General features: G+C 64.1%; 25 protein-coding genes. 4 read left to right on the plus strand and 21 right to left on the minus strand.

Annotated features, from left to right (window positions below):
- Window positions 1-105: 105 nt before the first annotated feature.
- From BJN45_RS12825 to BJN45_RS12865, 9 genes are all read right to left on the minus strand, one after another.
- On the minus strand, window positions 106-888 hold the full coding sequence (locus BJN45_RS12825; protein WP_076095830.1) for an energy-coupling factor ABC transporter ATP-binding protein: 783 nt from the start codon (window positions 886-888) through the stop codon (window positions 106-108).
- Window positions 881-1,435 carry an ABC transporter permease gene (locus BJN45_RS12830; RefSeq protein ID WP_076095832.1) on the minus strand — a complete coding sequence of 185 codons (555 nt, stop codon included), beginning with the start codon at window positions 1,433-1,435 and terminating at the stop codon, window positions 881-883. Before BJN45_RS12830 ends, BJN45_RS12825 begins: the two co-directional genes overlap by 8 nt.
- On the minus strand, window positions 1,432-2,076 hold the full coding sequence (locus BJN45_RS12835; protein WP_076095834.1) for an energy-coupling factor ABC transporter permease: 645 nt from the start codon (window positions 2,074-2,076) through the stop codon (window positions 1,432-1,434). Before BJN45_RS12835 ends, BJN45_RS12830 begins: the two co-directional genes overlap by 4 nt.
- 9 nt (window positions 2,077-2,085) lie before the next feature.
- Complete coding sequence (locus BJN45_RS12840; RefSeq protein WP_076095836.1) at window positions 2,086-3,072, minus strand: hypothetical protein; 987 nt, start codon at window positions 3,070-3,072, stop codon at window positions 2,086-2,088.
- Window positions 3,069-3,491 carry a hypothetical protein gene (locus BJN45_RS12845; protein WP_076095838.1) on the minus strand — a complete coding sequence of 141 codons (423 nt, stop codon included), beginning with the start codon at window positions 3,489-3,491 and terminating at the stop codon, window positions 3,069-3,071. The genes BJN45_RS12840 and BJN45_RS12845 overlap by 4 nt, the downstream gene beginning before the upstream one ends.
- Window positions 3,488-4,183, minus strand: a complete 696-nt coding sequence (locus BJN45_RS12850; RefSeq protein WP_076095840.1) for a DUF4198 domain-containing protein — start codon at window positions 4,181-4,183, stop codon at window positions 3,488-3,490. The genes BJN45_RS12845 and BJN45_RS12850 overlap by 4 nt, the downstream gene beginning before the upstream one ends.
- 111 nt (window positions 4,184-4,294) lie before the next feature.
- Complete coding sequence (locus tag BJN45_RS12855; RefSeq protein ID WP_076095842.1) at window positions 4,295-5,620, minus strand: PAS domain-containing sensor histidine kinase; 1,326 nt, start codon at window positions 5,618-5,620, stop codon at window positions 4,295-4,297.
- Window positions 5,595-6,059: a nickel-responsive transcriptional regulator NikR gene (gene nikR / locus BJN45_RS12860; protein ID WP_076095844.1), complete on the minus strand. Its 465-nt coding sequence runs from the start codon at window positions 6,057-6,059 to the stop codon at window positions 5,595-5,597. Before nikR ends, BJN45_RS12855 begins: the two co-directional genes overlap by 26 nt.
- A gap of 50 nt (window positions 6,060-6,109) precedes the next feature.
- The gene (locus BJN45_RS12865; protein WP_076096125.1) at window positions 6,110-6,565 is read right to left on the minus strand and encodes an RrF2 family transcriptional regulator; all 456 of its coding nucleotides are present in this window, start codon (window positions 6,563-6,565) and stop codon (window positions 6,110-6,112) included.
- A gap of 68 nt (window positions 6,566-6,633) precedes the next feature.
- Here BJN45_RS12865 and ccoG point away from each other — a divergent pair, with 68 nt between their 5' ends.
- Both ccoG and BJN45_RS12875 read left to right on the plus strand, forming a co-directional pair.
- Complete coding sequence (gene ccoG / locus BJN45_RS12870; protein WP_076095845.1) at window positions 6,634-8,040, plus strand: cytochrome c oxidase accessory protein CcoG; 1,407 nt, start codon at window positions 6,634-6,636, stop codon at window positions 8,038-8,040.
- A 98-nt stretch (window positions 8,041-8,138) separates the two neighbouring features.
- A complete protein-coding gene (locus tag BJN45_RS12875) occupies window positions 8,139-9,104 on the plus strand; it encodes an AAA family ATPase (RefSeq protein ID WP_076095847.1) in 966 nt (321 codons plus the stop codon).
- 42 nt (window positions 9,105-9,146) lie between these two features.
- Here BJN45_RS12875 and BJN45_RS12880 read toward each other — a convergent pair whose 3' ends face one another.
- Together BJN45_RS12880 and speG are read right to left on the minus strand one after the other, a co-directional pair.
- Window positions 9,147-9,569: a hypothetical protein gene (locus BJN45_RS12880; protein WP_076095849.1), complete on the minus strand. Its 423-nt coding sequence runs from the start codon at window positions 9,567-9,569 to the stop codon at window positions 9,147-9,149.
- Window positions 9,570-9,659: 90 nt separating this feature from the next.
- Window positions 9,660-10,196 (minus strand): spermidine N1-acetyltransferase, encoded by a 537-nt coding sequence (speG, locus tag BJN45_RS12885; protein WP_076095851.1) that lies wholly within the window; start codon window positions 10,194-10,196, stop codon window positions 9,660-9,662.
- Between speG and BJN45_RS12895 the strand changes: the two genes are divergently transcribed.
- A complete protein-coding gene (locus BJN45_RS12895; RefSeq protein ID WP_240494568.1) occupies window positions 10,129-13,632 on the plus strand; it encodes a PAS domain S-box protein in 3,504 nt (1,167 codons plus the stop codon). The two genes, speG and BJN45_RS12895, sit on opposite strands and share 68 nt — an antisense overlap.
- On the opposite strand, the gene BJN45_RS12900 is transcribed toward BJN45_RS12895, so the two are convergent.
- Genes BJN45_RS12900 through BJN45_RS12915 form a run of 4 tightly spaced genes read right to left on the minus strand, consistent with a single transcriptional unit; the run spans window position 13,633 to window position 19,143 of the window.
- Complete coding sequence (locus tag BJN45_RS12900; RefSeq protein WP_076095857.1) at window positions 13,633-15,054, minus strand: nickel-dependent hydrogenase large subunit; 1,422 nt, start codon at window positions 15,052-15,054, stop codon at window positions 13,633-13,635. It abuts the gene before it with no gap.
- The gene (locus BJN45_RS12905) at window positions 15,051-16,046 is read right to left on the minus strand and encodes a HupU protein (RefSeq protein ID WP_076095860.1); all 996 of its coding nucleotides are present in this window, start codon (window positions 16,044-16,046) and stop codon (window positions 15,051-15,053) included. Before BJN45_RS12905 ends, BJN45_RS12900 begins: the two co-directional genes overlap by 4 nt.
- Entirely contained in the window at window positions 16,043-17,530 is a 1,488-nt protein-coding gene (locus BJN45_RS12910) for a sigma-54-dependent transcriptional regulator (RefSeq protein WP_076095863.1), read from the minus strand. Before BJN45_RS12910 ends, BJN45_RS12905 begins: the two co-directional genes overlap by 4 nt.
- Window positions 17,527-19,143 (minus strand): hydrogenase maturation protein, encoded by a 1,617-nt coding sequence (locus tag BJN45_RS12915; protein ID WP_240494569.1) that lies wholly within the window; start codon window positions 19,141-19,143, stop codon window positions 17,527-17,529. Before BJN45_RS12915 ends, BJN45_RS12910 begins: the two co-directional genes overlap by 4 nt.
- Before the next feature lie 223 nt (window positions 19,144-19,366).
- Here BJN45_RS12915 and BJN45_RS12920 point away from each other — a divergent pair, with 223 nt between their 5' ends.
- Window positions 19,367-19,567 (plus strand): hypothetical protein, encoded by a 201-nt coding sequence (locus BJN45_RS12920; protein ID WP_076095867.1) that lies wholly within the window; start codon window positions 19,367-19,369, stop codon window positions 19,565-19,567.
- 6 nt (window positions 19,568-19,573) lie between these two features.
- On the opposite strand, the gene hypE is transcribed toward BJN45_RS12920, so the two are convergent.
- From hypE to hypB, 6 genes are all read right to left on the minus strand, one after another.
- On the minus strand, window positions 19,574-20,626 hold the full coding sequence (hypE, locus tag BJN45_RS12925) for a hydrogenase expression/formation protein HypE (protein ID WP_076095868.1): 1,053 nt from the start codon (window positions 20,624-20,626) through the stop codon (window positions 19,574-19,576).
- A 540-nt stretch (window positions 20,627-21,166) separates the two neighbouring features.
- Entirely contained in the window at window positions 21,167-22,291 is a 1,125-nt protein-coding gene (gene hypD, locus BJN45_RS12935; RefSeq protein ID WP_076095872.1) for a hydrogenase formation protein HypD, read from the minus strand.
- The gene (locus BJN45_RS12940; RefSeq protein WP_076095873.1) at window positions 22,291-22,539 is read right to left on the minus strand and encodes a HypC/HybG/HupF family hydrogenase formation chaperone; all 249 of its coding nucleotides are present in this window, start codon (window positions 22,537-22,539) and stop codon (window positions 22,291-22,293) included. The genes hypD and BJN45_RS12940 overlap by 1 nt, the downstream gene beginning before the upstream one ends.
- A 17-nt stretch (window positions 22,540-22,556) precedes the next feature.
- A complete protein-coding gene (gene hybE / locus BJN45_RS12945; protein WP_076095875.1) occupies window positions 22,557-23,060 on the minus strand; it encodes a [NiFe]-hydrogenase assembly chaperone HybE in 504 nt (167 codons plus the stop codon).
- Window positions 23,057-25,342 (minus strand): carbamoyltransferase HypF, encoded by a 2,286-nt coding sequence (hypF, locus tag BJN45_RS12950; protein WP_076095877.1) that lies wholly within the window; start codon window positions 25,340-25,342, stop codon window positions 23,057-23,059. Before hypF ends, hybE begins: the two co-directional genes overlap by 4 nt.
- Window positions 25,339-26,406 (minus strand): hydrogenase nickel incorporation protein HypB, encoded by a 1,068-nt coding sequence (hypB, locus tag BJN45_RS12955; RefSeq protein WP_076095878.1) that lies wholly within the window; start codon window positions 26,404-26,406, stop codon window positions 25,339-25,341. The genes hypF and hypB overlap by 4 nt, the downstream gene beginning before the upstream one ends.
- Between the last annotated feature and the right edge of the window lie 3 nt (window positions 26,407-26,409).

The following is a 26,409-nucleotide window of genomic DNA, read 5'->3' on the forward strand; positions in this document are numbered from 1 at the left end:
GATCCGGAACAGGGTGTGTAATTATGAATTATGGAGTACTTGGCAGCAATTTTCCACCATTCCGGGCGTTGACCGCAGCATTCCGTTCACCCGCCTTTCGGCGACTCAGGACGACTCCCAATCGTGGGCATGCAGGTGTGCATGCGCCGTCCCGCCATGACGATGCCGGTGCCGATGCGCCAGACCGGCCGCCTGCAGCAGGTCGAGATCGTGCAACGCTGTTGCCAGCGGCCCGTCGTAAATCAGTTGGCCGTGTTCGTCGAGAATCAGCGCGCGCTCGCCCAGTTCGGCGGCAAGGCTCAGGTTGTGCGTGCTGATCAGCAAGGTGCGCCCGGAATCGAGCAAGGTGTCGATGAGCCAGCCGACGGTGCGCGGATCGAGCGATGCACTCGGTTCGTCAAGCGCCAGGAACTGCGGGTCGAGCGCCAGCAGGCAGGCCAGCGCCAGCTTCTGCTTCTGCCCGCCAGACAGCGCGAACGGTGCTTCGTCGAGCAGGCCGTCGAGCTTCAACTCGCCAGCCCAACGCGCCACGCGGGCGTCGATATCGGCCAGCCCCAGTTGCTTCGGCCCGTAGGCAATTTCGTCGCGTACGCTGGCATTGAACAACATCGCTTCGGGATGCTGGAACAGCAGCACGTTAGCCTGCCGGAAAGCGCGGGAGAAATCGCGCTGGCGCAGGATTTCTGCGGTCAACGCCTGTCCCTGCCAGGAAATCGTACCGCTGGCCGGCGCCAGCAGGCCGTTGGCCAGGCGCAGCAAGGTCGATTTGCCGGCGCCGTTCGGCCCCAGCAGCACGGCTTTCTCGCCGGCTTCAATGCGGAAGTTCAGCCCGGAAAACAGCGTCTTGCCATCCGGCCAGGCATAGCCGACATCAGCAAACTCAAGCATCGAACGCCCCCCGCGAACGCATCGCCTGCGCCACCTGATCGGCGCTGTGCAGCGATTTGTCGAGCAGCGCACCACCCTGGGCGCCAGCATGGCGCAGCAGATCGACCGGCGTCGGCGAAACCGGATTGCGGCTGCGGAAAGCCAGCCGGAAATCGTCGAGCAGGCGCCGGTATACCGCGACCTGTCCGATTGCCAGCGTCGCGATCATTGCCAGCAACGGCCAGCCGGCCAGCGCTTCCAGCAATTTGATGCGGTCGACCAGCCAGAAACCGAGAAAAACCAGCAGCAGCACGCGCAGGTTCATCAACAGCAGCACGTCCGCCACCGGCCGCGCCTGCCACCAGGCGACCAGCGCGTAAGCCAGGCTGACGCTGACATTGAACAGCAACAGCGCAAGCACCGCCCGCGTCAGCAAGCGCCAGCGCGCCGGCCCGGCCGCCAGCAGCGCCAGCCCCAGACCAGCAGCCAGCCAGCCAGCCTGGTGCACGAAAGTGATGCCGACCACCGTAAGCAGGTAAAGCAGCAGCCAGGACTGTGCGCGGTTCATGCGCTGACCCAGCCTTTTCGCCGGGCATGGCGCCAGACGAAGACCGTCAGTGCCGCCTCGCCGATGCCGATCAGCAGATGCGGCAAAAGCACGGCCGGCACGGTGATCTCCGGCCCGAGCGGGAAAAACAACGGCGTCCCGTCTTCACGCCGGGCGATCGTCGGCTGGATGCCGAGCAGCAGCGCAACCAGCAGCGCCGACACCTGCAGCGAGATGAAGGCAGCCAGCGCGACGGCGACAGTGTCGCCGGCGACCGCGAACAACCGGCGCACGGCCACGGCGACCAACGCCCCGACCAGCCCGAGCGCCAGCGCGTTGACGCCCAGCGCGGTGATGCCGCCGGCGCCGAACAGCAGCGCCTGCAACAGCAGCACCCCGCTGTAGGCAAGAAAAGCCAGGCGCACGCCGAAGATCAGCGCCAGCACCGCTACCCCCAGCGCATGGCCGGATGTCCCGCCGGGCAGCGGCAGCATGACCAGCCCCAGGGCGTAGGCCAGCGCCGTCAGCATCGCCAGCCGCGGCACCAGCGTTTCATCGAGGCGCCGGGCCAGTCCCCGCCCGGCCCAGGCCCAGGCGACACCGGCCAGCCCCCAGGCCGGCAGGTAGGTTTGCGGAGACAGGAAGCCGTCGGGGATATGCATCGCTGTCGATTAGAACATCAGCGAAGCGGAGAAGACCAGGCGATATTTTTCTTTGCCCTCGGCGCCTTGCTGGGTGCTCGATTCATTGAGATCGGTCCACACCGGTTTCTTCACCCCCAGCGCGAAACTGGCGTTATGCCAGTAGGCGCGCACGCCGGGCATGACGTAGAGCATGCGCCCACCGGTGCCGCGCTCGCCGACGCCTTCGACGCGGTCACGGCCAAGCGTCAGATATTGCAGTTCGAGCACCGGATCGAGACGGAATCGCTGCTCCGGCAGCGTCAGCGCCCGCCAGGCCAGGGCGCCGTTGAGCCGGTTCTCGGCACCGAACTGCACGCGCTCGCCGTTATCGTAGGTATAGGGCTGGAAGCGGAAAGTGGATGCCTCCAGACTCAGCGTCAGCGTCTCGCTGAGCATCTTGCTCGCGGTGATTCCCAGCGACCACGCCGGCTTGCCGAAACCCAGCGATTTGCCGGCATCGATCGAGCCGTCGGCCAGACGATGGTTGGCGCTGCCGGTCGGCACGGTGGCGCCGGCAAAGACGCTGAAATGCCAGTCCTCGAGATCGTCCAGGCTTTCATTGGCCGGGGTCAGCCGCCAGCCATCCTGGTCGTAACGAAAACCAACCTGGCCCATCAGCGACATGTCGGCCCAGCCACGCGAATCGAGACCGCCGGATTCCTCGACCTTGGTGTTGTGCGGCACGAAAACATAGGCCGAGAACCACGGCGTCACGCCGTAACCCAGGCCAAGCATGGTGAAACGGGCGTAATCGGCGTTCGGCGCCGCCCAGTCGTATTTCCTGAAGCGCGCTTCATCGACCTTCAGGTAAGCGAGCACGCCACCTTCCGGCAATACCGACGATGCCGCCGATTCGATCGGCGCCCCCGGCCCCTGCAAGGCGGCCACGCCGACGCCGGCCACACCGTGATGGGCCAGCGCCGCTTGCGCCAGACCTAGAACCAATCCCGCCCCCAGCAAGATGCGCTTGTTCATGCTTTCTTCTTCCTCAGGAAAAGCTGCCACACCCCGAACAGTCCGAAAATCCCGCCCAGTCCCGCCAGCCACAGACTGGAACGCGCCGGCGTAGCCGCGACCTCTACCGCCGTCCCGCCCACTGCCTGGACAACGATCTCCCGCTCGACACCATGGCCATCGGCCGACCAGGCTTTCAGCCGCCATTGCGGCTGATCGTCGGCGATGAAGACGACGCGACCACGGGCGTCGGTCCGTCCGACCTGTCCCGGAACCTCGCTGCCTGCCGGGTAAAGCTCGTAGGCCTCGAACGCAAAGGGCTGGCCGTCGGCGTAATGCAGGCGAACGACATTCGCCGGGCCGCTCAGCGTCTCGACAACGATTTCATGGGCCGCCGCCGGCAAAGCCAGCAGCCAGCCGGAAAGAAGCAGCGCCCTCATCGCGAAATCTCGAATTGCAGGCTGGTCGAGCGCAGCGAAACATCCGCCTTGCCGTCGTTCAGCGGCGTTTCCCGGCTGGCCGTAAGCAGTTGCAGCCCGCCGTGACGCAGGCGAATGGCGATCTGCCCGTCGGCGCCGCTGACCCCACGTGTATCGTCGCCGTAGGCCACCGGCACGCCGGCCAGCGGCTGGCCGTCGTCGGTGACCAGCAAGTTCAGCTTGTCGCCGATTTTCACGGTGAAAGGATCGCGCAGCGGCGTGATTTCCAGCCCGACCCCGAGTGGTTTGGCCGATGCTGGCGACCACTGGCCGATGCGTTTCACCGCTTCCTGCGAATGCCAACTGCGCAGCACGCCGGTGAGGCCGGTCTTCGGCTGGTTCTTCGTTTCCCAGGCGGTCTTGGTCCAGTAGCCGGAAACATAACTGACCTGCAGTACCGCGCACGGCCCGGCCAGGCGGACCGGGGACTGCGCCGGCACCGTCAGCTCACGCCTGCGACCATCGGCGTCGACACACAACGCACCGGCGACCCTGGCCGCATCGTAAGCCACCGTTTCGGCGCCGGCGTGTCCGGAATGCCGGTGCCCCTGCAGCAACAGGTAGTCGCTGCCGGCGGCTTCGAGCCACAGGTCATGCGCCAGCAGCGGGCTGGCAAACAGCAGGGCGAGGAGAGGAATCAGGACTTGGCGCATGCAGGGAAATCCGGCGTATGAAACTATTTTCTATTTTCATACAAATTCCATGCCCGAACCATAAGTCATTGTGCGTACTGGTTTTGCGGGTTGCTGCCAAGGCTGAAGTGGTTACTTCCCTTCCACTGGCAGTGTCAGGATGAATTCCGCTCCGCCGTCAGGCAGGTTCGCGGCAATCAGCCTGCCGCCGTGGCGCTCGACGATGCCGTAGCTGATCGACAAGCCGAGCCCGGTACCCTGGCCGACCGGCTTGGTCGTGAAAAACGGTTCGAACAGGTGCGCCAGATTGGCTTCGGGAATTCCCGGGCCATTGTCGGCAAAGCGCAGCACGATCTCGCCGCCCTGCTGGCGCCCGGTTATCGACAGGCGCGCATCGCGGCGACCGGCGGTCGCGTCGCAGGCGTTCTGCACCAGGTTCATGACCACCTGCTGCAGTTGCCCGGACGAACCGCGACAGTGCAATTTGTCGGGCAAATCACAGTCGACCGCAAACTTGTCGCTGCTGCTCTGGGTAACCCAGCGCACCGAGCGCTCGACCACTTCGTTGAGGTCGACTTCTTCCGGTTGCGCCTTGTCGACCGCGGAAAATCGTTTCAACGCGTCGACGATGTCGCGGGTCCGCTCGGCCCCTTCGATCATGCCGTCGATCAGGTGCGGCATGTCGGCCAGGATGCGGTCGATGCGCAACTCCTCGCGCAATGCCGGCAATTTTTCGCCGTTGCCGGCATGCACCGTATCCAGGTAAGTGCCGAGGCGGCTGGCGTAGCGCTGCAGCGACAGCACATTGCCGAGCACGAAGCTGATCGGGTTGTTCAGTTCATGCGCCACGCCGGCAACCAGACGACCGAGCGAAACCATTTTCTCGGCGTGCAGCAACTGGCTCTGCGTCCGCTTCAAATCATCGTGAGCCTGGCGCAGCGCCTGGTAGGCACGACGCAGTTCGCCGACCGGCCGACCGGTGACGACGACGCCCATCAGCTTGCCGGTCTGCGACACGCGCGGCGTGCAGTTCATCGACACCGGTACGGTCGACCCGTCGCCGGCGCGCAGGAAGAACTCGCAGTCGTGCACGCCGTCACGGGCATGGCGGGCAAAGACCTCGCGCGCCTTGCTGCGCTCCACATCGTCGGCAAATAGGTCGAAGATCGGCGTATGCGCCAGTTCTTCGGCCGACTTGCCGGCAAAATGGCAGAGCGAGGGATTGACCTCCTCGATGCCGCCATTGCGGTCGCAGACGATCAGGATGTCCGACATGGATGCCAGCACGCTCTCGATGAACTGGTGCGACTCTTCAAGCGCGGCGTTCTTTTCTTCCAGCGCCACTTCGTACTGGAGGAGGTCGTTGTAGACCTCGTCCATCTTCTGGATGACCTCGATCCAGGCCTGCTCCCCGCTGCCGGAGAGCAAGGATTCAGCGGGCGGGACGGTAGTGGACATGGTCGCTGCCATGCGCGTCGTGCGCGTGGTGGAATTCCGTTTCCAGGGCGATCAGATTGAGCTTGCCGTGACGGACGCCACGTTCGGCGATCAGTGCGTCGGCAAATTGCCGCACATCTGCGGTCAACCCCTTCAAAACGACATTTTCCAGGCAATTGTCGTGATCCAGATGCGTGTGCATGGCCGCCACCGTCAGATCATGGTGATCGTGCTGCAGCCCGGTCAGGCGCTCGGACAGCTCGCGTTCGTGGTGGTTGTACACGTAGGACAGGCTGGCCACGCACTGACCGCTCGGCTCGCCGCGCTGGCGATCGCTTTCAATGGCGCCGCGGATCAGGTCGCGCACCGCCTCCGAGCGATTGACATAGCCACGGGCCGCAATCAGTTCATCGAACTGGCGGGCCAGCGAATCATCCAGCGAAATGGTGAAGCGTTCCATCGATCAGGCTCCTGGCGAAAACGCCTGCAACAATGCCGCCATTCGTCGCGTCATGCAACCGGCCTGAGCCCTGCCTCACGCAATGGGATCATCCGGCCAAGCTCGGCCGGATGGTGCAGCAGGTCGTCCAGGGTGTAACGGTCCAGGACCGCGAACATCGCCGCCAGCGCTTCATCGAGGATGGCCGGCAGGCGACAGACCGGCAGTATCCGGCAGTTGCCGCCTGTAACAAAACACTCGACCAGCGCCCAGTCGTTCTCCGTCTGCCGGATCAACTCGCCCAGATGAATTTCGCCGGCCGGCCGCGCCAGACGGATACCGCCACCCTTGCCGCGCACCGTCTCGACATAGCTCAGCCGCCCCAGATGATTCACCACCTTGGTCAGATGATTGGCGGAAATATCGTAGGCCTCGGCAATTTCGCCTATCGTCGCCAGCCGGTCGGCATGCACGCCCAGGTACATCAGCACGCGCAGGCTGTAGTCGGAGAAACTGCTCAGTCGCACCGGCACCCTCCTGATGATAAGATGCAAAAATTATACATGTTAAGCAAACGAGAAACCCTTCGCACACCATGGTAAAGCAATCACCCGGCAAGCGGACCATCGAGATCAAACCGGTACCTGACCCCAACGTCAAGGTTTACCCGCGCTCGGTCAGCGGCGTGTTCAACAGTTGGCGCGTGGCTTTCGTCTGGCTCACCCAGATAGTCTTCTACGGCCTCTGCTGGCTGCCGTGGAACGGCCGGCAAGCCGTGCTTTTCGACCTGGAACAGCGCCGCTTCTATCTGTTCGACCTCGTGCTGTGGCCGCAGGACACCATCTATCTGACCATCCTGTTGCTGCTGTCGGCACTGGCGCTGTTCCTGTTCACCGCCGTCGCCGGCCGGCTGTGGTGTGGCTACAGTTGTCCGCAGACCGTCTACACCGAGATCTTCCTGTGGGTGGAAAAGTGGATCGAAGGCGAGCGGCCGCAACGCATCAAGCTCGATGCAGCGCCGAACAGCCGCGGGAAAGTGCTGAAGAAATCGCTCAAGCACACCATCTGGCTGGTGATTTCACTATGGACCGGCCTCACCTTCGTCGGCTATTTCACACCGATCCGTGAATTGCTGGTCAGCCTGACCACCGCCGGCAGCGGCCCCTGGGAGGCTTTCTGGGTTCTGTTCTACGGCGGCGCCACCTACGGCATGGCCGGTTTCCTGCGCGAGCACATGTGCAAGTACATCTGCCCCTACGCGCAATTCCAGTTCGTCATGTTCGACCGCGACACGCTGATCGTCGCCTATGACGCGCAACGCGGCGAAGCGCGCGGCAGTCGACCGAAGAACGCCGATCCCCGCGCCCTCGGCCTCGGCGACTGCATCGACTGCAACATCTGCGTCCAGGTCTGTCCGACCGGCATCGACATCCGCGACGGCCTGCAACTCGAATGCATCGGCTGCGCCGCCTGCATCGATGCCTGCGACCAGGTCATGGACAAAATGAACTACCCGCGTGGACTGATCCGCTACTCGACCGAAAACGCCGTCGAGCAAGGTTTCGGCCGCCAGGAAATCGTCCGCCGCACCTTGCGCCTGCGGCCGATGCTCTATCTTGGTGCATTCCTGCTCATCGGCGGCGCCAGCGCCTGGTCGCTGGCCACCCGGATGCCGCTCAAGGTCGGCATCGAAAAGGAACGCGCCGCGCTTTATCGGGAAAGCGACAATGGCGACATCGAAAACGCCTTCCGCATGCACCTGACCAACGCCAGCGAACAGCCGCGCAGCTTCCGCATCGAGGTCGCCGGCCTGCCGGGCATTGCCATCAGCGGCACCGGGCAGGCCAGCGTGCCCGCTGCCGGCATGCAGGAAATCGCCCTGTCGGTGCGGGTCGAACCGGGCAGCGCCAGCTCCGGATCGCATCCGATCACCTTCAGCATCATCGACGCCGACAACCCTGAAATCCATGTCGAACAGAAGGCCTCGTTCTGGATGCCGTAACCGGCACGGGAAATGCTTCGTCTTTTGCGTGGCCGGCGACTCAAGCTGGGTCGTCCGGGCTCCGTTAAACGAGGCATGCAGTCCAGGAGGAAGTCATCATGGCCCACACCGACATCCGGCTCACGGTCGCTGAAGAGCGCACCATCTACGACGTCGCCGACATCGAGCGCGCCCTTGAGGACGCCACCGGCAACCGCAACGAAGCCCTGGCCGCACTCTACGAGAAAATGAAACAGCGCGGTGGCGGCCGTTTCCTGATCCGCCCCAGTGGCACCGACATGATCGACGATCTCTACGACAGCTGCCCGAACTTCGGCGACGTCATCGACGACCTGAAAAAGCACCTGGCACTGGCCGTCGCCGGCAGCGAGCCGATGCACTTCACGCCCATCCTGCTGCTTGGCGAACCGGGCATCGGCAAGACCCATTTCGCCCGCGAACTGGCTGCCCGACTCGGCACCGGTCACGAATTCGTGTCGATGAGTTCGCTCACTGCCGGCTGGATCCTGTCCGGCGCCTCGGCACAATGGAACAATGCCAAGCCCGGCAAGGTGGCACACACCCTGGTGCATGGCGACTACGCCAACCCGATCGTGGTCCTAGACGAGATCGACAAGGCCGGCGGCGATTCACGCTACGACCCGATGGGCGCACTGTACAGCCTACTCGAGCACGATACCGCCAAGGCCTTCAAGGACGAGTTCGTCGATATCGACATCGATGCCTCGCACATCCTGTGGGTAACCACCGCCAACGACGAACGCAGCATTCCGGAACCCATCCTCAACCGGATGAATGTCTATGAAGTGCCCCGCCCGGACCATGACGCATCGCTGGCGATTGCCCGTTCTCTCTACCGCGACTGCGTTTCGGAACACGACTGGGGCTTCCCGCCAGACGCCGACGACGCCGTCCTCGAACGCCTGGCCTCACTACCGCCGCGCGACATGAAGAAGCGTCTGCTGTCGGCGTTCGGCACCGCCAAGCTGGAAGGACGCAACTGGCTGGATGGCCGTGATTTCGACCAGACCCGAATGGGGCGCAGCCGCAAGATCGGTTTCTGAAAACGGGCGCCCAAGGTCGAAGACACTCCCCGGCCCTGGGCGTCAGCCACCAACCAGTTGTGCGGCGGCCACTGCGCTTGCTGACAACATCGACAATAAAAATACCAGACGCAACGGCTGCGATACCGGCAACAGATAAAGCATGAAAAGATGCGAGGGATGAGCAGTCCGGCCGATACCAAGCACGACGCAATGCTCATCGATCCTTGCCGAAGTTCCCCGAATACGGATACGGCAACCGGTACCAAACATCCGCTGGATCAGCAGCAACCCGGCCCACGAACTCAGGTCCACGTGACGTGTTGCCGAAAAATCAAAAATCAGATCAGAAAATGTTTGATCGGCACGCAAGCACTGTATCAACGCGGGCATCTGTGTGTGCCGAAGGCATTCCGGCAGGGTCACGGTACATATGCCGCCCCTGCGATCGACCACGATGGGCGGGTAATTTCCGGTTTTCATCATGTAACCTCCAGACCACGAAAAATTGACATAAGCATATCGTAGCCGGAGAAACATTACAAAAGCATTAACCGAAATCTGCTTGCGACTGATTCACTCCTTGCCAGCGGAAGCCGAGCGCATCGCCAGATATTCCGGCTGAAAGATCGCCATCCGAAATACATCCCGATATTCGCCATCGACGAAAAACTCGTGTCGCAGGCGTCCTTCCTCGCGAAACCCCTGCTTGCCATAGACCGAAATGGCCCGCACATTTTCGCAGTCGACAATCAACGACAGCTTGTACAAATTGAGTACGGTAAAGGCGTAATCCATGGCCAGACGGGTCGCCGCCTTGGCATAGCCCTTGCCCTGATGGGCCGGGGCAATGATGATCTGGAATTCGGCGCGGCGATGAATGTGGTTGATTTCGACCAGCTCGACCAAGCCAATCCGCTCACCATCTCGCTCGGCAACAAAGCGGCGTTCGCTCTGGTCGTGAATGTGCTTTTCATACAGATCGTACAACTCGACAAAAGCCTCGTAAGGCTCCTCGAACCAGTAGTGCATCACGGTTTCGTTGTTGTCCAGTTCGTGGACAAAGCGCAAATCCTCGCGTTCCAGCGGTCGCAGTTTCAATTTTTCCGGCATAAGGCCTCCTTCAGGCGATTCAGACCCGATTCTAACGCCGGCAGAAGGTGTAATCTGTCATCGAATTTTCATCCCGCCACGGAACACGATCCTGTCCTCCCTGAACACAGACGCCACGATCACCCACCCGCACCTCCGGCGCTGGCTGGTCGCATTCGTCCTCCTGATCAATACCATCGTTGTCGCCGTTGGCATCCAGAGCCTGCTGTACAGCCGGGAACGAAACATCCAGGCCGTACACGACACAACCGGCAACCTGGCCAACCTGCTTGAAACAAACATCGCGGAGACAGCAAGGCACATTGATCTGGCCTTGCTGGCCGTGGTCGACAGCATGGAGGCCAGCCTGCGCGACAAGCGCCTCGAAAACGGGCGTATTGGCGAAATGCTGCGTGTACAGGCCGAGCGAGTTCCCGAGGTCGATGCCTTCCGGATCACCGACCAGGAAGGCCTGGTCATGTGGGGCAAGGGCGTTGCCCCCAAGGCCCCGGCCAGTTATGCCGACCGCAGCTTCTTCGCCCGCCACGTAGAGGCCCCCGGCCAGCACATGCTGCTCAGCCCACCCATCATCGGCCGTGTTTCGGGTGTACCGGTCATCGCCTTCACCCGCTCCTATCGCCATCCGGACGGACGTTTTGCCGGCGTCATTTCTGCCGCTGTTCCGATCGCGCATTTCACGGCGCAACTCGCGCAACTGAATCTGGGCGCCCATGGTTCGGCCGTAATCCGCCATGAAGATATTGGCTTGATTACCCGCTATCCACAAGTCGAGGGTGAAGCCGGAAAAATCGGGCACAAGGCGGTCTCCCAGCCTTTCCTGGACATTCTCAATTCCGGTGTCGCCAACGGCAGTTTCCACACCCCACGCGCACCGGACGGTTTCGAACGCACCTATGCCTTCCGGCGGGTGCGGAACGTGCCATTCATTCTGACCGTCGGCATGGCGCCACAGGATTATCTGGAAAGCTGGTACGACGAAGCCCGGAAACTCGCTGCCTTCGGCACCGCCTTCCTGCTCGTCAGCCTGCTCGCCGCGTGGCTGATCGACCGCTTCTGGCGGCAACACCTGCGCGATACCGAACGCTTGCTGAGCAGCCAGTCGCGTTTCAGGAATTACGTCGAAACTGCACCGGTCGGTATCTTCATTGCCGATCCCGATGGCCATTACCGCGAAGTCAATCCTGCAGCCTGCGACTTGACAGGCTACACCCGGGAAGACCTGCTCGAAATGTCGATCACCGACCTGGCTCCCGAACAGCACGCCGAACAGCACGATGCGCTTTTCGAAATCATCAAACAGGGGGCTCGTCAAGATACCGAGATGAGCATTCGCCATCGCGACGGCTACGAAATCCCCGTTGCCCTGCGTACCACGATCCTGCCCGACGGTCAGGTGATGGGTTTTTGCACCGACATGCGGGCACGCAAGGCTGCCGAAGCCGAACTGGCGGCACGGGAAGCACTGCTCGAACAGATTTTCCAGGCATCCAGCGTCGCCATCCTGCTGGTCGATCAGCAGGGACGGTTGACCCACGCCAACCAGCGCATGGCCGAGATGTTCAGCATTCCGCTACATCAGCTGATCGGCAGTGAATATGTATCGCTGATTCACCCTGACGAAAGGGAAACCGGCAGACACAGGATGCTCGCACTGCTGGCCAGCGACATCGATGCGGTGGATCTGGAGCGCCTGTACTGGCGCAACGACCACAGTGAATTCTGGGGCCACCTGACCGGCCGTCGCCTTTACGCTGCCGATGGCAGCATGCTCGGCCTGGTCGGCAGCATTGCCGACATCAACGAACGCAAGCTGGCTGAAGCCGCCTTGCGCGAAAGCGAACAGCATTTCCGCACGCTGGCCAACAGCGGCTCGGCACTGATCTGGACATCCGGCCTGGACAAGGGCTGCAACTATTTCAACACAACCTGGCTGACATTCACCGGACGACCGCTGGAACGCGAACTGGGCAACGGCTGGGCGGAAGGCGTGCATCCTGATGACTTCGCTCGCTGCCTGGCCGTTTATGTTGATCACTTCGACCGCCAGCAGCCATTTTCGATGGAATATCGCCTGCGTAACGCCGACGGCGATTACCGCTGGATACGCGATGACGGTACGCCACGCTACGACAGCAAGGGTGAGTTCATCGGCTTCATCGGCTTCTGCTACGACATCACCCGCGAAAAGGCCACGGCTGATGAACTGCACCGCTATCGCCAGCACCTTGAAGAGCAGGTCGAACAGCGGACCCGGGATCTCCAGCGCGCAAAGGAGGCCGCCGAAACGGCCAACATCGCCAAGAGCGCCTTTCTCGCCAACATGTCGCATGAAATCCGGACACCGCTCAATGCGATCACCGGCATGGCCTACATGATCCGGCGGGCCGGGCTCAGTGAACAGCAAAGCGAGCGCCTGGACAAACTGGAAACCGCCAGCCGGCACCTGCTTGAGATCATCAACGCAGTGCTCGACCTGTCAAAAATCGAAGCCGGCAAATTCTCCCTGGAAGAAAACCAGCTCGATATCCCGGTCATGCTCGACAACATTGCTAGCATCCTGCAGGACAAGCTTCAGGAAAAAGGGCTGCGACTGGAAATCAGCCTACCCCCTGCGCTGCCGCCCCTGCTCGGCGACCAGACCCGACTGCAGCAGGCATTGCTCAATTACGCGGTCAACGCGGTCAAATTCACCGAAACCGGTAGCATTACCATCCACATAGAAGTCCTCGAACAATCGCCGCAAGATGCGTTGCTGCGTTTCTCGGTCAAGGACACGGGTATCGGGATTACAGCCGACATCCTGCCGCGCCTGTTCACCGCCTTCGAACAGGCCGACAACTCGACCACCCGGCGCTATGGTGGCACCGGGCTGGGCCTGGCGATCACCCGCAAGCTGGCCGGGATGATGGGCGGCGAGACAGGCGTCGACAGCCTGCCCGGCCGGGGCAGCACTTTCTGGCTGACCGCCCGCCTGCGCACCTGCCACTCATCCCGCCAGTCGGCAGCACCGATCCGGGAAAATTCGGCAGAAACAGGGCTGGGCAGCAATTTCGCCGGCCAGCGCATACTGCTCGTCGAGGACGAACCGATCAATCGCGAAATCAGCATCATGCTGCTCACCGATACCGGCCTGATCGTCGACATCGCCGAAGATGGCCGTCAGGCGGTGGCGGCCAGCAGCAGCCAGCATTACGCGTTGATCCTGATGGATGTCCAGATGCCGGGCATGAACGGCCTTGAAGCAACCCGGGTCATCCGTCAGAACCCCGCCTGTGCCGACATCCCCATCCTGGCAATGACGGCCAACGCATTTGTCGAAGACCGCGCCCAGTGCCTGGAAGCCGGCATGGATGATTTCATCCCGAAACCGGTCAACCCGGAAGAACTGTTCGCCAAATTGCTGAAATGGCTGGAAAGCGGGCGCCAGCCGCAGTGATCAATGCACCGTGCACACCATGCACGGATCGAACGAACGCACCACATGCTGCACCGTTGGCGGTGCGTCGTCGCCGGCAGGCAGGCCGACCAGGGCTTGTTCGAGCGCACCGGGCGTGCCTCCGGCATCGCGCGGGGAGAAGTTCCAGGTGGTCGGGGCAATGATCTGGTAGCGCTCGATGCGTCCACGCTTCACGCTCAACCAGTGGCCCAGGCCGCCACGGGCGGCTTCGACCAGGCCGACGGCGCTACCGCTGTCGGGTAGCGGAGCCGGCAGGCAGAACGGTTCGCCCGGCTCGATGGCGCGTACCCAGTTTTCCATCGCCGGAACGATGCGGGCGACTTCGACCATGCGGGCGACGATGCGCGCGGTGACGCTGCCGCCGTGCCGCTCAACCAGATCGCGCAGCAAGGGTTGGCCGGCGACCAGCTGCCGGGCCAGCGCGCCGGTTTCGACGACCTGCCCGGCGTAGCGCGGCGCCTTGCACCAGGTGTAGGCTCCGGCCTTGTCGGCATCGACACGCGTTTCGCCTTGTGCGGGCGGCAGGGGTTTGTCGCCAAATAGCCAGGAATGGCTGACATCTTCGGCGATTTTTGCCGTTTCCAGTGGGTCGACCGCAGCATTCGGCTGCCACAGACCAGCCGGGAAAAGTTCGTAGGCGCCGTACGACAGGAAACGATCGCTGGCCCGACCACAACCTGCCAGCCCGAGATCGCCGGCTGCCCGCAGGAAATGGGCGAAGTCGCTATCGCGCCCGGCGGCCCAGGCCTGCAGTGCGTCGAAGCTGCTCAGTCCGGCAAAGGCTTCAAGCGCATCGCCGAGCACCACGCCTTCGACGAAGGCGCGAAACTCGCGCAGCAAGGCCTGGATGCGGATACGTTCCGCTGCCGTCATCGCCTTGCTGCTGCCGCCCGGCTGCAGCGCCAGCGTGTGCGGCCAGCGGCCGGCGAGGAAGCCGGTCAGGTTGAAGAAGCGGGCGCGCGCCTGCAGCCAGGGTGCGACGGCGCTGCCGCGCTGGGCAGTGAAACGACGGGCGACCTCGCTGTGCCAGTTGCGGTCGACATAGGCGGCACGGGCAAAATCCGGCATGAAGAACAGATAGAAATGCGTCAGATGGTCGGCCAGGTTTTCCGTTGCCAGCACCAGCCGGCTGGCCAGTTGGCCGTTCGGTGGCGGCGTCACGCCGGCCAGCGCGGCCAGCGCCGAGGCCGCAGCGGCCGACTGGGCAACCGAGCAGATGCCGCAGATACGCGGCACGATGGCCAGCGCGTCTTCTGGCGGACGACCAACCAGCACTTGCTCGAAACCCCGGAACAGCGGCGAATTGACCCGTGCGGCAGCGACGTACCCGGCATCGACATCGAGACCGACCTCCAGGTCACCCTCGACACGGTTGAACGGACCAAGCTGGATGCGCTTCATTTTCCTGTCTTCTTCACCGACGGACGGACCACGGTATGGTCCTCGACCGCATTCTCGCGCACCCGTTTCGGCGTCGCCGACTTGGACAAGGCGGCCAGCGCAACGAACCAGGCTTTCGGCATGTCGGTCGGCAGGCCGACCGGAATGCCGGCGAGCTTGGGCGTTTCCTGGAAAGCGTGGCCGGGCGCCTCGAAACCCGGTTCGGTACAGGCGATGCAGGCGTAGCCGCCCTTCAGGCACGAACCGGCGCCGTTCCATGCCCGCGTGTTGCAGTCGGCGTGCGCCTGCGTACCCTTGCAGCCGAGGTTTTCCATCAGGCAACCGAGATCGGAATGCTTCAGTGCGCTGGCCTTGAATTCGTAGAACTCGTTGCGCGGGCAGCCGTGGTGGACCAGTTGTTCGGCGTACAGCAAGGGCCGGCCGACTTCGTCGAGGTCGCTTGCGGTCAACCCGTCAAAAGCCAGTTTTTCCAGCGTATCGACGATCCAGCCGGGATGCGTCGGGCAACCGGCGATATTCACCACCGGCAAGCCGCTCCGGGAGAGAAAACCCTTGCCGAGCAGGCCGCCCGGCGTATCGGTGTCGTACTGCAGACCGCAGGCTTCCAGCGGATTGCCCGGCGTGCTGGCCGAAAACCCGCCCCAGGCCGTGCACGAGCCGATGGCAAATACCCACTTCGCCTGCTCGGCCAGGCGCTGCACCCATTCGGTCAGCGGTCGGCCGCTACCGGCCATCAAATGAAACCTGCCGGTGCCGTTCGGCCCGCGCAGCATCGCTCCCTCGATACAGAGGACGTCGAATTCGCGCCGGCCGGCGGCGCAATCTTCAAGAATTGTCAGCGCTTCGTCGCCGCTGGCTTCGGACAGCGCCGGATGCCAGACGAACTCGATGCCGGCATCGCGCAGTTCGTCGAACAAGGGCCGCGGCTCGTGGCACAGCAGAGATTGCGTGCAGCCGCCGCAACCGCCGCTTTGCAGCCAGAGAACTTTCATTGGTCCCCCTGCCCTTCGTCGGCCAGACCGTAGCGCGCCAGCTTCGCGCGCAGGCCGACGCGCGACAGGCCGAGCTCGCGCGCGGCGCGCGACTTGTTGCCGTGATGCCGCTGCATGGCTGCCTGCAGCACGCGCAATTCGAGTTGTTCCATGCGCTCGCGCAGATTGCCGGAGAGTCCGTCGGTCCAGCTTTGCGTGGCTTGGCATGCGTCGACCGCAGGACCTTGGCGCAACCTCGGCGACAGCACGTCCATCCCCAGGGTTTCGCCATCGGCCAGCGCCACCATGCGCAGGATTTCATTCTGCAGTTCGCGCACATTGCCCGGCCAGGCGTAGGCCGCGAATACCGCCAACACCTCGGCGGAAAAACCGGTCACGCGCTTGCCCAGCGCGGCGCAACTCTGCTCGAGGATACGCACGGCCAGCAGCGGCAGATCCATCGGCCGGTGGCGCAAAGGCGGCACATGCACCGGGATGGTCGCCAGCCGGTAATAGAGATCCTCGCGGAAACGGCCGGTCCGCACGTCTTCTTCTAGGTCGCGGTTGGTTGCGGCAATCACCCGGACATCGACCGACACCGACTTGTTGCTGCCGAGCGGGCGAAACTCGCCTTCCTGCAGCGCACGCAGCAACTTGACCTGGAAGGCCGGGCTGGTTTCGCCGATTTCGTCGAGGAACAGGGTGCCGCCGTCGGCCTGCTGGAACAGGCCGATGCGGTCATCGACGGCGCCAGTGAAGGCGCCGCGCTTGTAGCCGAACAATTCGGATTCAAGCAGGGTATCCGGGACCGCGCCGCAGTTCTCGGTAATGAAGGGCTTGTCGGCGCGATTGCTCTCGTAATGGATGGCACGGGCAATCATTTCCTTGCCGGTGCCGGATTCGCCGGTGACCATCACCGACAGGTCGTACGGCGCGATGCGACCGACCAGATCGCAGACCGGATCGAGCGGACTGCCCGGCCCGCGGACCAGCGCGGCCAGGCCGAAGACCTTGCGTGCCTTGTCCTGCTTGCTGTCGACGCGGCGCCGCAGCACCGGCTCGGCGGTGCGCAGGTCCAGGCTGAGGCGCTGGTTTTCCTGCTGCAGCCGCCATACCTCGGCGGCGCGCTGCAGCGTCAGCAACAATTGCTCGGGCTGCCAGGGTTTGAGCAGGTATTGCCAGATGCCGGCTTCGTTCACGCCGCTGATGATGTCCTCGGCGTCGGTATAGCCGGACAGAATGATGCGCACGATGTCCGGCCAGCGCTGGCGCACTTCCTTGAGGAACTGGACGCCGGTGGTGCCGGGCATGCGCTGGTCGCAGAGGATGACGCGGATGCCTGCGGTCGACTGCTCCATTTCGAGGATTTCCATCCCCTCGACCGCGCCGGACGCGCAGAACACCTCGAAATCTTCTTCCAGCGTGCGCCGCAAGGCTTCCTGCGAGCGCAACTCGTCATCAATGACGAGTACGGCAGGCAGGCGGCGCAACACGGGTGAGCTCATGCGGGTATCTTCCAGTCGAGATCGCGGTGACGCGCCAGATGGCGCGGCGTCCACGAATGCGGGCTTTTCTCGACGAAATGATAACGCGCGACGTGATACGACGGGTCGAAGCCGTAGAAATTGCGCCGCATCGCTGCCAGTTCCTCTTCCCGATATTGCGCCAGCGGCTTCACCGCTTCGTCGGCGGCGCGGCGGGCAACTTTGTCTGCCAGTTGGCTGACGAAATCGGGCGCGTGCGCCAGTTCGGCTGCCCGGCGCGCGACATCGACGGTGAAGCCGGGCGCCGGCAGGCAGGCGTCGTAGAAACCCAGACGCACCGCCTCGGCAGCGGACATCGGCAGGCGATGGCGCATGATCGCCGCCGCGCCGTCGGCGCCGACGCGGGGCGGTAGCAGATAGGTCCAGAACTCCGAACCGAACAGGTTGCCCATGTTCTTGTAATGCGGATTGAGCATGACCCCGTCGCGCGCCCACACCTGATCGCAGGCACGGGCGAGGAAGCAGCCGCCGGCCCCGGCATTGGCGCCGACGGCGGCAACGGTCAGTTGCGTCGTGCAGCGCAGGATGGCCTCGGCCAGATCGTCGATTGCGTTGATGTTGGCCCAGGATTCATCCGGCGGACTGTCGGCCGACTCGATCACGTTCAGATGAATGCCGTTCGACCAGAAATCGGCACCGCCGCGCAGCACGATGACGCGCACTGGTTGCGTCGTCGCCCAGCGGAAAGCCTCGGTCAGCCGTCGGCACTGCGCCGTGCTCATCGCCCCGTTGTAGAAATTGAAGGACAGGAAACCGACGCCGTCCGCCGCTTCCCAGGCGATGTCCTGCCAGGTCGGGTGCGCTGCCTTGTCCCAGCCAGCCAGCGGCTTTTCCGGCAACAGGGCGGCTTCCGGGAAGGCCAGCGCGGTTGGCAATTTGATGCGGCCGGGACGTTTGACGTGGCCGATCCATACCGCGCCATCGACGGTCGCCCGACAGACTGCTGTTTCACGCCGCGCCAGCAATTCGCCCGGAGCGCCGCGCAATTCACTTTCCGGGTGCGCATCGAACAGGTGGCAGGGCGAGTCGAACAATTCATCGGCAACCCCGGGAAAACCATCGGCAGCATGCAGACAAGCGAGGATTTCTGCGGTCGACTGCGTTTTCCAGTCGATTTTCCGGTCAGCCTGCCGCATCAACGGATGCGCCACACCGGGCACGCGCTGCGGCACGAAGTCACCCGCCGTCAGGCGCTCGACTGCCTGCAGCACGGCGCGCACCGCCGCTTCAGTCACTTCATTGCGATACAGCGAAGCCTTGGCGGCCGGGCGCATGGCAAATGTCGCGCTGGCCCACACCGGCCCGGCGTCCATTTCGGCCTCGGCCTGCAGCACCGTGACACCCCAGCTTTTTTCGCCGCGCCGGATCGCCCAGTCCAGCGCCGACGGGCCGCGATCGCCGGGCACGCCGGGATGGACGACGAAACACGGCAGAACCGACCACACCGAGGCCGGAATCGCCCGCTTCAGGAAAGGCGCCAGCAACAGGTCGGGGCGGAAACGTTCGACCGCCTCCTCGGTGACCGAATCGGCAATGTCGAACTCGACGCTGAGTTCATGCCCACGCGCCGCCAATTCGCAAAAAAGGCGCTGCGTAAGACTGTTGAAACTGTGCGTTATGAATAATATCCGCATGTTGTGTAAGTTTTTTCACCAGACCAAAAAAGAACAAAGCCAGTAACCACGCGGGATTGCGGGCACATTCCGGATACATTGTGCTGAATTATGACCTTCGCCATATTTTTCAATCACTTGGCTTTCGCTAGGATGCGCGAAAACATATCAGGGAGTTAACAACATGACCGCAGCTCAGCGCAAACCATCTCGTTCGCGGACCGCCGCCAAGGTCCGTCCGGAATACATCGCCGCCGTACGTTACCCCGACGGCAGCCGCGATCTGTTCCACGTCCGCAACGCCGACAGCCTCGCCGACGCCCGCGAAATGGTCCTGCTCGAAGTCGGCGACGTGCGCAGCCTGCTGCTTGCCCGACGCCACTGAACACCTTCAGCAAATCCGCGGCAACTGCTCGCCGCTCAGCCAGTCCACAATGCGCCGGCCACCAAAAGCCGTCGTCATCTGAACGAAATGATGATCGTCGGCATGCACCCGGCCGATGATCGCCGCCTGCTCACCGAGCGGATGCGTGCGCATTGCGGTCAACAGGGTTTCAGCGTCATTTTCCCCGCAGATCGCGACCAGTTTGCCTTCATTGGCGACATAAAGCGGGTCCAGACCGAGTAGTTCGCAGGCTGCATTGACCGCCGGCTGCACCGGCAACGCCTTTTCCTGCAACATCATGCCGACGCCCGACTGGCGGGCGATCTCGTTCAGCGTCGTGGCCAGCCCGCCGCGCGTCGGATCACGCAGCACGCGGATGTCGGCAGCGCTCGCCAGCAGCATCTCGATCAGTCCGTGCAGCGCGGCCGTGTCGGAAACAATGGGTGACTCGAAGCCCAGGCTCTCGCGCTCGGCCATGATCGCCATGCCATGGTCGCCGAGCGTGCCGGAAATCAGGATCACATCGCCCGGCCGCGCCCGCCGCCCCGACAACTCGCGCCCCGGCGGCACGACGCCGACGCCGGTAGTGGTGATGAACACCCCGTCACCCTTGCCGCGCTCGACCACCTTGGTATCGCCGGTCACCACCGGCACCCCGGCATCCCTCGCCGCCGCTGCCATGCTCTGCACGATGCGCGCCAGCTCGCCGAGCGGAAAGCCTTCTTCGAGGATGAAACTGGCCGCCAGGTACAGCGGCTTCGCCCCCATCACCGCGACGTCGTTGATCGTCCCATGCACCGACAGGCAACCGATGTCACCGCCCGGAAAGAACAGCGGCGAGACGACATGGGCATCGGTCGCCATGACCAGCCGACCCTCACCGGTCGCCGGCAGCACGGCGCCGTCGTCGCCCTGACCGAGATACTCGTTGCCGAGGTGGCGGGCGAACAGTTCATCGATCAACTGCGCCATCGCGCGACCACCGGAACCATGGGCCATGTCGACCTGGCCGTGTTTGAGGTCGAGGGGGCGGATGTAGGTTTTGCGGGGTTCGCTCATGATGTTAATTGGCGGCTTTGATGTTTAATGAGGGGGGTTTCGCGCTTGAGGCGCGCCTTACTTTCTTCTTGCTTCGCCAAGAAGAAAGTAAGCAAAGAAGAAGGCGACCCTGGGTCGGTGCCGGCTGCGCCGGTTCCCTGCGCTACTCGAAACGCCGGGCGGCTGCGGAACTCGGGGCTGCGCCCCTCAAACACTCCTCGCCGAAAGCCCCCGGCATTCCTGCGTTGCTCGGCACCTCTCAAGGGGCCCGGAAAAACAGCCGTACTCGGAGCGTTTGCCCGTTGATTCAGGACGCCTTTCGGGTCCCCATGTGCAGCGCCGAGCAACGGAGCTGGCGGCGGAAAAAGGGCGAGGACTGTCTGAGGGGCGAAGCCCCGAGTTCCGCAGCCCCCGCCGACAGCGAGTAGCGCAGGGCAGTCGGCAACGCCGACCGCGTAACCTGGGGTCGCCTTTTCTTTGGCTACTTTCTTTTGGCGAAGCAAAAGAAAGTACGCCCGCGCCTCAAGCGCGGAACCCGGCCGCAGTGAAACGGAACACGCCTCAAACATCCTTATACCGCCCATACGTGTAGTGCGCCGCACAAGCCCCCTCCGACGACACCATGCACGACCCCACCGGATTCTCCGGTGTACACACCGTCCCGAATATCTTGCAGTCCTGCGGCCGCTTGACCCCGCGCAGGATCGCCCCGCATTCGCAGGCCTTGTGGTCGGGCACCGACGAATAGTCGACCGGAAAGCGCTTTTCGGCATCAAATTCGGCGAACGTGCTGCGAATGCGCAGCGCCGAGTACGGTAAAACATTCAAACCGCGCCATTCGAAATTCTTGCGCATTTCGAAGACCTCGGCGACCAGCGCCTGCGCCTTCAGGTTGCCGTTGCGGTCAACGGCGCGCGAGAACTCGTTTTCGACTTCGGCGCGGCCTTCGTTGACCTGGCGGATCAGCATGCGGATCGCCTGCATCACGTCGAGCGGCTCGAAGCCGGCGATGACCACCGGTTTGCGGTATTCCTCGGCGAAGAATTCGTAGGGCCGGCTGCCGATGATCGTCGACACGTGCGCCGGGCCGACGAAGCCGTCGAGCGGCACGGTGCCCCACTGGCGCACTTCCGGCGATTCGAGGATGCTCGATATCGCCGACGGCGTCAGCACGTGACAGCAGAGCACCGAGAAATTCTTCAGCCCGAGCGCGGCGGCCTGCTTGATCGCCACCGCCGTCGGCGGTGTCGTGGTTTCGAAGCCGATGGCGAAGAAGACGACCTGTTTGTCGGGATTTTTCTGCGCCAATGCCACGGCGTCGGCACTCGAATAGACCATGCGGATGTCGCCGCCTCTGGCCTTTGCCTTCAGCAGCGACAGGCTGTCGGAAGCCGGCACGCGCAGGCAGTCGCCGTAGGTGCACAGCGTCACGCCCTCGTCGAGCGCCAGCCGGATCGCCTGGTCGACGCGGCCGATCGGCAGCACGCACACCGGGCAGCCGGGGCCGTGGATCATGCGGACGTTGTCGGGCAGCAGGTCGGTGACGCCGTAGCGCGAGATGGCGTGCGTGTGGCCACCGCAGAACTCCATGAAATGGTAGTGGCGGGCTGGGTCAGCTTCGGCGCGGATGCTGGCGGCGATCTTCTGCGCCACCTCGCCGTCGCGGAATTCGTCGATGTATTTCATCAGTGCAGCGTCAATCCGTCGCCATCTGCGGTCAACTGCCCCATTTCGGCAAAAAGCTTGAGCGTCTGCTCGGCTTCTTCCGGATCGAGCTTGTTCAGCGCGTAGCCGACATGGACGATGACGTAATCGCCGACGGCAACGCCATCGACCAGCGACAGCGAAATTTCCTTGCGCACGCCGGCAAGATCGACGACGGCGTTGTCGTTGTCGCGCAGTTCGACGACTTGCGCGGGAATGGCCAGACACATGTTGCTTCCCTCCTGGTTCAGGTCCGGCCGGCCAACCGGCGGAAGAATCCGCGCCGGTCGACCGGTGGCCTGGGCGCCGTTGCTGCCGGCAGCGGCGCAAACGGCAAATCGAAAAGTACTGCCAGCGCATCCATCGCCGCTGTCAGTGCTGCGTCCTGCCCGGCCAGTTCGGTCACCGGCGCCAGGATCGGACAGAAGAAGCTGCGCGGCACGTCGGCATCGTCGGCGTGTTCGGACAGCATGTCGAGGTCGCCGGCCGGGAAGCCGACGCGCAGCCGTTCACCATCGGCCAGATCGCGCCACAGCTCACCGCCGCCGGGCAGCAACAGCAGGTGGATGAACCACGGCGTGAGCACCGTGCCGATCCAGTCGCCGCGATAGCGGCGGAAACCGGCGATATCGACGCTCAGTTCCGGATGACCGGCAGCGCTGCCGGCGACCTGCTGAAAGCGCCGGTAGCGGGCCAGCACCTGCGCCGCCGGGTTGTCCGGGTAGGGCACGGCTATCGAAATTTCGTTCATGCATTCACTCCCTGTTCCTGTGCACGCCGCGCCACCCAGGCCTGACCGAGCGCCAGACCGCCGTCGTTGGGCGGCACCTGACGCGCCTGCAGCAGTTCGACGCCGGCTTCAGCCAGGTGCGCCTGCAGCGCATCGACGAGCAGCGCATTCATCGCGCAGCCGCCAGCGATGGCTATTTTCGCAAGTTTTTCGCGGTCGACCGCAAACAATGCCCATTCCGCCAAACCGGCCGACAGCGTTGCATGAAACAGCGCCGCGCCGTAAGCGGGATCGCGGCAATCGAGCAGTGTCGGCAGCAGTGGCGACAGGTCGAGTTCGCCGCCGGCCAGTTGGTAGCCGCCGGGCAAGGGATCGACCGGACCGTGGCCGGCCGCCAGGCCTTCCAGCGCCATCGCCGCTTCGCCTTCGTAGCGCGCCACAGCGCAGACACCGAGCAGGCCGGCGACGGCGTCGAACCAGCGGCCGAGGCTGGAGGTCGGCGGGCAACGCAGGCGCCGGGCGAGCATCGTCAGCAGCGGCCCGGCATCGCGCTGCGGCCAGGTGCGCTGCAGCCAGTCGCCGATGCGATGCCCCTGACCGCCGGCGTGCAATGCCGCAACCGCCATGCGCCACGGTTCGCGGGCAGCGCGGTCGCCACCGGGCAGGGCGAGCAGCCGCAAATGACCGAGACGACGGCAGTCGGCGCCGTCGACCCGCAGCAGTTCGCCGCCCCAGGCGCCACCATCCGGGCCAAGACCGACGCCATCCAGCGCCAGCCCGATGATCGGCTCGTTGACGGCATGTTCGGCGCAGATCGCGGCAATATGGGCATGATGATGCGCAACAGCCAGCGCCGGCACACCGAGTTCGCCGGCCAGGCGCAAGGCCAGTTGCGTCGACGGGTAATCGGGATGCAGGTCGTGGGCAATCAGTGCCGGCCGGCAGTCGAGGATGGCCAGCAGATGGCCGACGGTTTCTTCGAGGAAGGCGATGCTGGCGGCGTTGTCGAGGCTGCCGACATGCTGCGACAGGAAGGCCTCGCGACCGCGGACAACGCACACCGTGTTCTTCAGGTAGGCACCGAGCGCCAGCACCGGCGGGCCATCGTCGGCCAGCGCGACCGGCAGCGGCACGTAGCCGCGCGCCCGGCGGATGAAATGCGGGCCGGCGCGCAGCACCGAATCGTCGCAGCGAACGACGATGCCGCGGTCGTGTTCCAGAAAGGCGTCGGCAATGCCGGCGAGACGTTCATGCGCCTCGTCGTTGTCGATAACCAGCGGCTCGCCATGCGGATTGGCGCTGGTCATCACCAGCAGCAACGGGCTTGCCTGCGTCAGCCAGCCGGTTCCCGCCGGACGGCCGGCGGCTTCGTGCCAGAGCAGCAGATGCAAGGGCGTCGCCGGCAGCATGACGCCGAGCCGGGACAGGCCCGGCGCGACCTCCGCCAGTTCGCTGTTGCCTTTCGCGCACAGCACGATCGGCGCCGCCGGGCTGCGCAGCAGCGCCAATTCGGCCGCGCCGATCCGCGCCTGGGCGGCCAGCGACGCGGCGTTCAGGCCCATCACCGCGAAGGGTTTGGCCTCGCGCTGCTTGCGCCGGCGCAGTTCGGCCACCGCCTGGGCGTTGTCGGCGGCGCAGGCGAGGTGAAAACCGCCCAACCCCTTGATCGCGACGATCGCGCCGTTTTGCAGCAATTCCACCGTTTTTGCCAGCGGATCACCGTCGACCGCAGCACCGCTGGCGTCGAGCAGGTGCAGGCGCGGGCCGCAATCCGGGCAGCAGGTGGTTTCGGCGTGGAAGCGGCGATCAGCAGGATCGGCATATTCGGCGGCGCAGGCCGGGCACAGCGGGAAAGCGGCGAGGCTGGTGCGTACCCGGTCATATGGCAGACCGGCGCTGACGGTATAACGCGGGCCGCAATGCGTGCAGGTAGTGAAGGGGTAACGCCAGCGCCGACTGGCCGGATCGCAGATGTCGGCGATGCACGCCGGGCAGATCGCCGCATCCGGGCCGATGGCCGTGGCCAGCACGCCGGACAGGCTGTCGCGGATGATAAAGCCGGGCGCCAGCGCCTCGTCGCAGGCGTCGTTGTCGATGCCGTCGACGCGGGCCAGCGCCGGTATTTCCTGCGGCAAGCGGGCGAGGAATTCCGGCAGTTTTTCGCCGTCGACCGCAATCGTCACGCCGGCGCCATCGTTGCGCACCCAGCCGGCCAGCCCGAGTTCGCCGGCCAGCTGCCAGACGTAGGGGCGAAAACCGACGCCCTGGACCAGTCCGCGAATGCGCAGCAGGCGAGCGCTCACTTGGCCGCCGAACTTTGCTCCAGGCGACGCTCCAGCTCGGCGATACGGGCCTTGAGCGCGTCCACGGTCAGCGCGCGCTGGCTGCGCCGGGCGTCGAGGCCGCTTTCGATCCACGCCAGCCAGGCGTCCATGCCTTCGCCACTGGTCGCCGAAACGCGGAAGATGCGCAGGCGCGGATTGACGCGGCGGGCGTTGGCTTCGGCCAGGTCAGCGTCGAACTGCAGATGTGGCAGCAGGTCGCATTTGTTGAGCAGCATCACGTCGGCAGCGGCGAACATGTCCGGGTACTTGAGCGGCTTGTCCTCGCCTTCCGTCACCGACAGGATCGCCACCTTGTGCTGCTCGCCGAGGTCGAAGGCGGCCGGACAGACGAGGTTGCCGACGTTCTCGATCAGAAACAGCGAGCCGTCGGCCGGGCGCAGACGCTCCATCGCGTGACCGACCATGTGCGCGTCGAGATGGCAGCCCTTGCCGGTGTTGATCTGCAGCGCCGGCACGCCGGTGGCGCGGATGCGCTCGGCGTCGTTGGCGGTCTGCTGGTCGCCTTCGACGACCTGGATGGCGACGCGCTCACGCAAGCGTTCGATGGTCTTCACCAGCAGCGTCGTCTTGCCGGAACCGGGGCTGGACACGAGATTCAGCGCAAAGACGCCATGCTCATCGAACCAGGCGCGGTTCTTCGCGGCGTAACCGTTGTTCTTGCCGAGGATGTCCTGCTCGATCTGCACCATCCGCGCCTGGCTCATGCCGGGCACATGCGCCCGGGCCGGGCCGCTGCCGTAATCGAGATCGGCACCAGCGTGGTGGTGATGATGCTCGTGGGCATGTTCATGCTGATGGGCGCCGTGATGGACATGCGGGTGTTCGTGCTCGCTGCCGTCATCATGCCGGTGCGGGTGCGCATGGGCGCCGGCCGTGCTGGCAGCGCCATGGTCGTGCGCGTGCTCGTGGTCATGCCCGTGGGCATGGTGATGGACGGTGCCGTCGGCATGAACATGCGCATGTTCGTGCGCCCCGCCTTCGATCCGGACTTCGCCGTCACCGCATCCGCAAACTGTACACATCCT

The sequence above is a fragment of the Azonexus hydrophilus genome, from assembly GCF_001956855.1.
Taxonomy (GTDB): Bacteria; Pseudomonadota; Gammaproteobacteria; order Burkholderiales; family Rhodocyclaceae; genus Azonexus; species Azonexus hydrophilus_A.

Coding starts and splice junctions, on each gene's coding strand:
- BJN45_RS12825 (WP_076095830.1), bottom strand. CDS start 888: ATGCTTGAGTTTGCTGATGTCGGCTATGCCTGGCCGGATGGCAAGACG.
- BJN45_RS12830 (WP_076095832.1), bottom strand. CDS start 1,435: ATGAACCGCGCACAGTCCTGGCTGCTGCTTTACCTGCTTACGGTGGTC.
- BJN45_RS12835 (WP_076095834.1), bottom strand. CDS start 2,076: ATGCATATCCCCGACGGCTTCCTGTCTCCGCAAACCTACCTGCCGGCC.
- BJN45_RS12840 (WP_076095836.1), bottom strand. CDS start 3,072: ATGAACAAGCGCATCTTGCTGGGGGCGGGATTGGTTCTAGGTCTGGCG.
- BJN45_RS12845 (WP_076095838.1), bottom strand. CDS start 3,491: ATGAGGGCGCTGCTTCTTTCCGGCTGGCTGCTGGCTTTGCCGGCGGCG.
- BJN45_RS12850 (WP_076095840.1), bottom strand. CDS start 4,183: ATGCGCCAAGTCCTGATTCCTCTCCTCGCCCTGCTGTTTGCCAGCCCG.
- BJN45_RS12855 (WP_076095842.1), bottom strand. CDS start 5,620: ATGTCCACTACCGTCCCGCCCGCTGAATCCTTGCTCTCCGGCAGCGGG.
- nikR (WP_076095844.1), bottom strand. CDS start 6,059: ATGGAACGCTTCACCATTTCGCTGGATGATTCGCTGGCCCGCCAGTTC.
- ccoG (WP_076095845.1), top strand. CDS start 6,634: ATGGTAAAGCAATCACCCGGCAAGCGGACCATCGAGATCAAACCGGTA.
- BJN45_RS12875 (WP_076095847.1), top strand. CDS start 8,139: ATGGCCCACACCGACATCCGGCTCACGGTCGCTGAAGAGCGCACCATC.
- BJN45_RS12880 (WP_076095849.1), bottom strand. CDS start 9,569: ATGATGAAAACCGGAAATTACCCGCCCATCGTGGTCGATCGCAGGGGC.
- speG (WP_076095851.1), bottom strand. CDS start 10,196: ATGCCGGAAAAATTGAAACTGCGACCGCTGGAACGCGAGGATTTGCGC.
- BJN45_RS12900 (WP_076095857.1), bottom strand. CDS start 15,054: ATGAAGCGCATCCAGCTTGGTCCGTTCAACCGTGTCGAGGGTGACCTG.
- BJN45_RS12905 (WP_076095860.1), bottom strand. CDS start 16,046: ATGAAAGTTCTCTGGCTGCAAAGCGGCGGTTGCGGCGGCTGCACGCAA.
- BJN45_RS12910 (WP_076095863.1), bottom strand. CDS start 17,530: ATGAGCTCACCCGTGTTGCGCCGCCTGCCTGCCGTACTCGTCATTGAT.
- BJN45_RS12920 (WP_076095867.1), top strand. CDS start 19,367: ATGACCGCAGCTCAGCGCAAACCATCTCGTTCGCGGACCGCCGCCAAG.
- hypE (WP_076095868.1), bottom strand. CDS start 20,626: ATGAGCGAACCCCGCAAAACCTACATCCGCCCCCTCGACCTCAAACAC.
- hypD (WP_076095872.1), bottom strand. CDS start 22,291: ATGAAATACATCGACGAATTCCGCGACGGCGAGGTGGCGCAGAAGATC.
- BJN45_RS12940 (WP_076095873.1), bottom strand. CDS start 22,539: ATGTGTCTGGCCATTCCCGCGCAAGTCGTCGAACTGCGCGACAACGAC.
- hybE (WP_076095875.1), bottom strand. CDS start 23,060: ATGAACGAAATTTCGATAGCCGTGCCCTACCCGGACAACCCGGCGGCG.
- hypB (WP_076095878.1), bottom strand. CDS start 26,406: ATGTGTACAGTTTGCGGATGCGGTGACGGCGAAGTCCGGATCGAAGGC.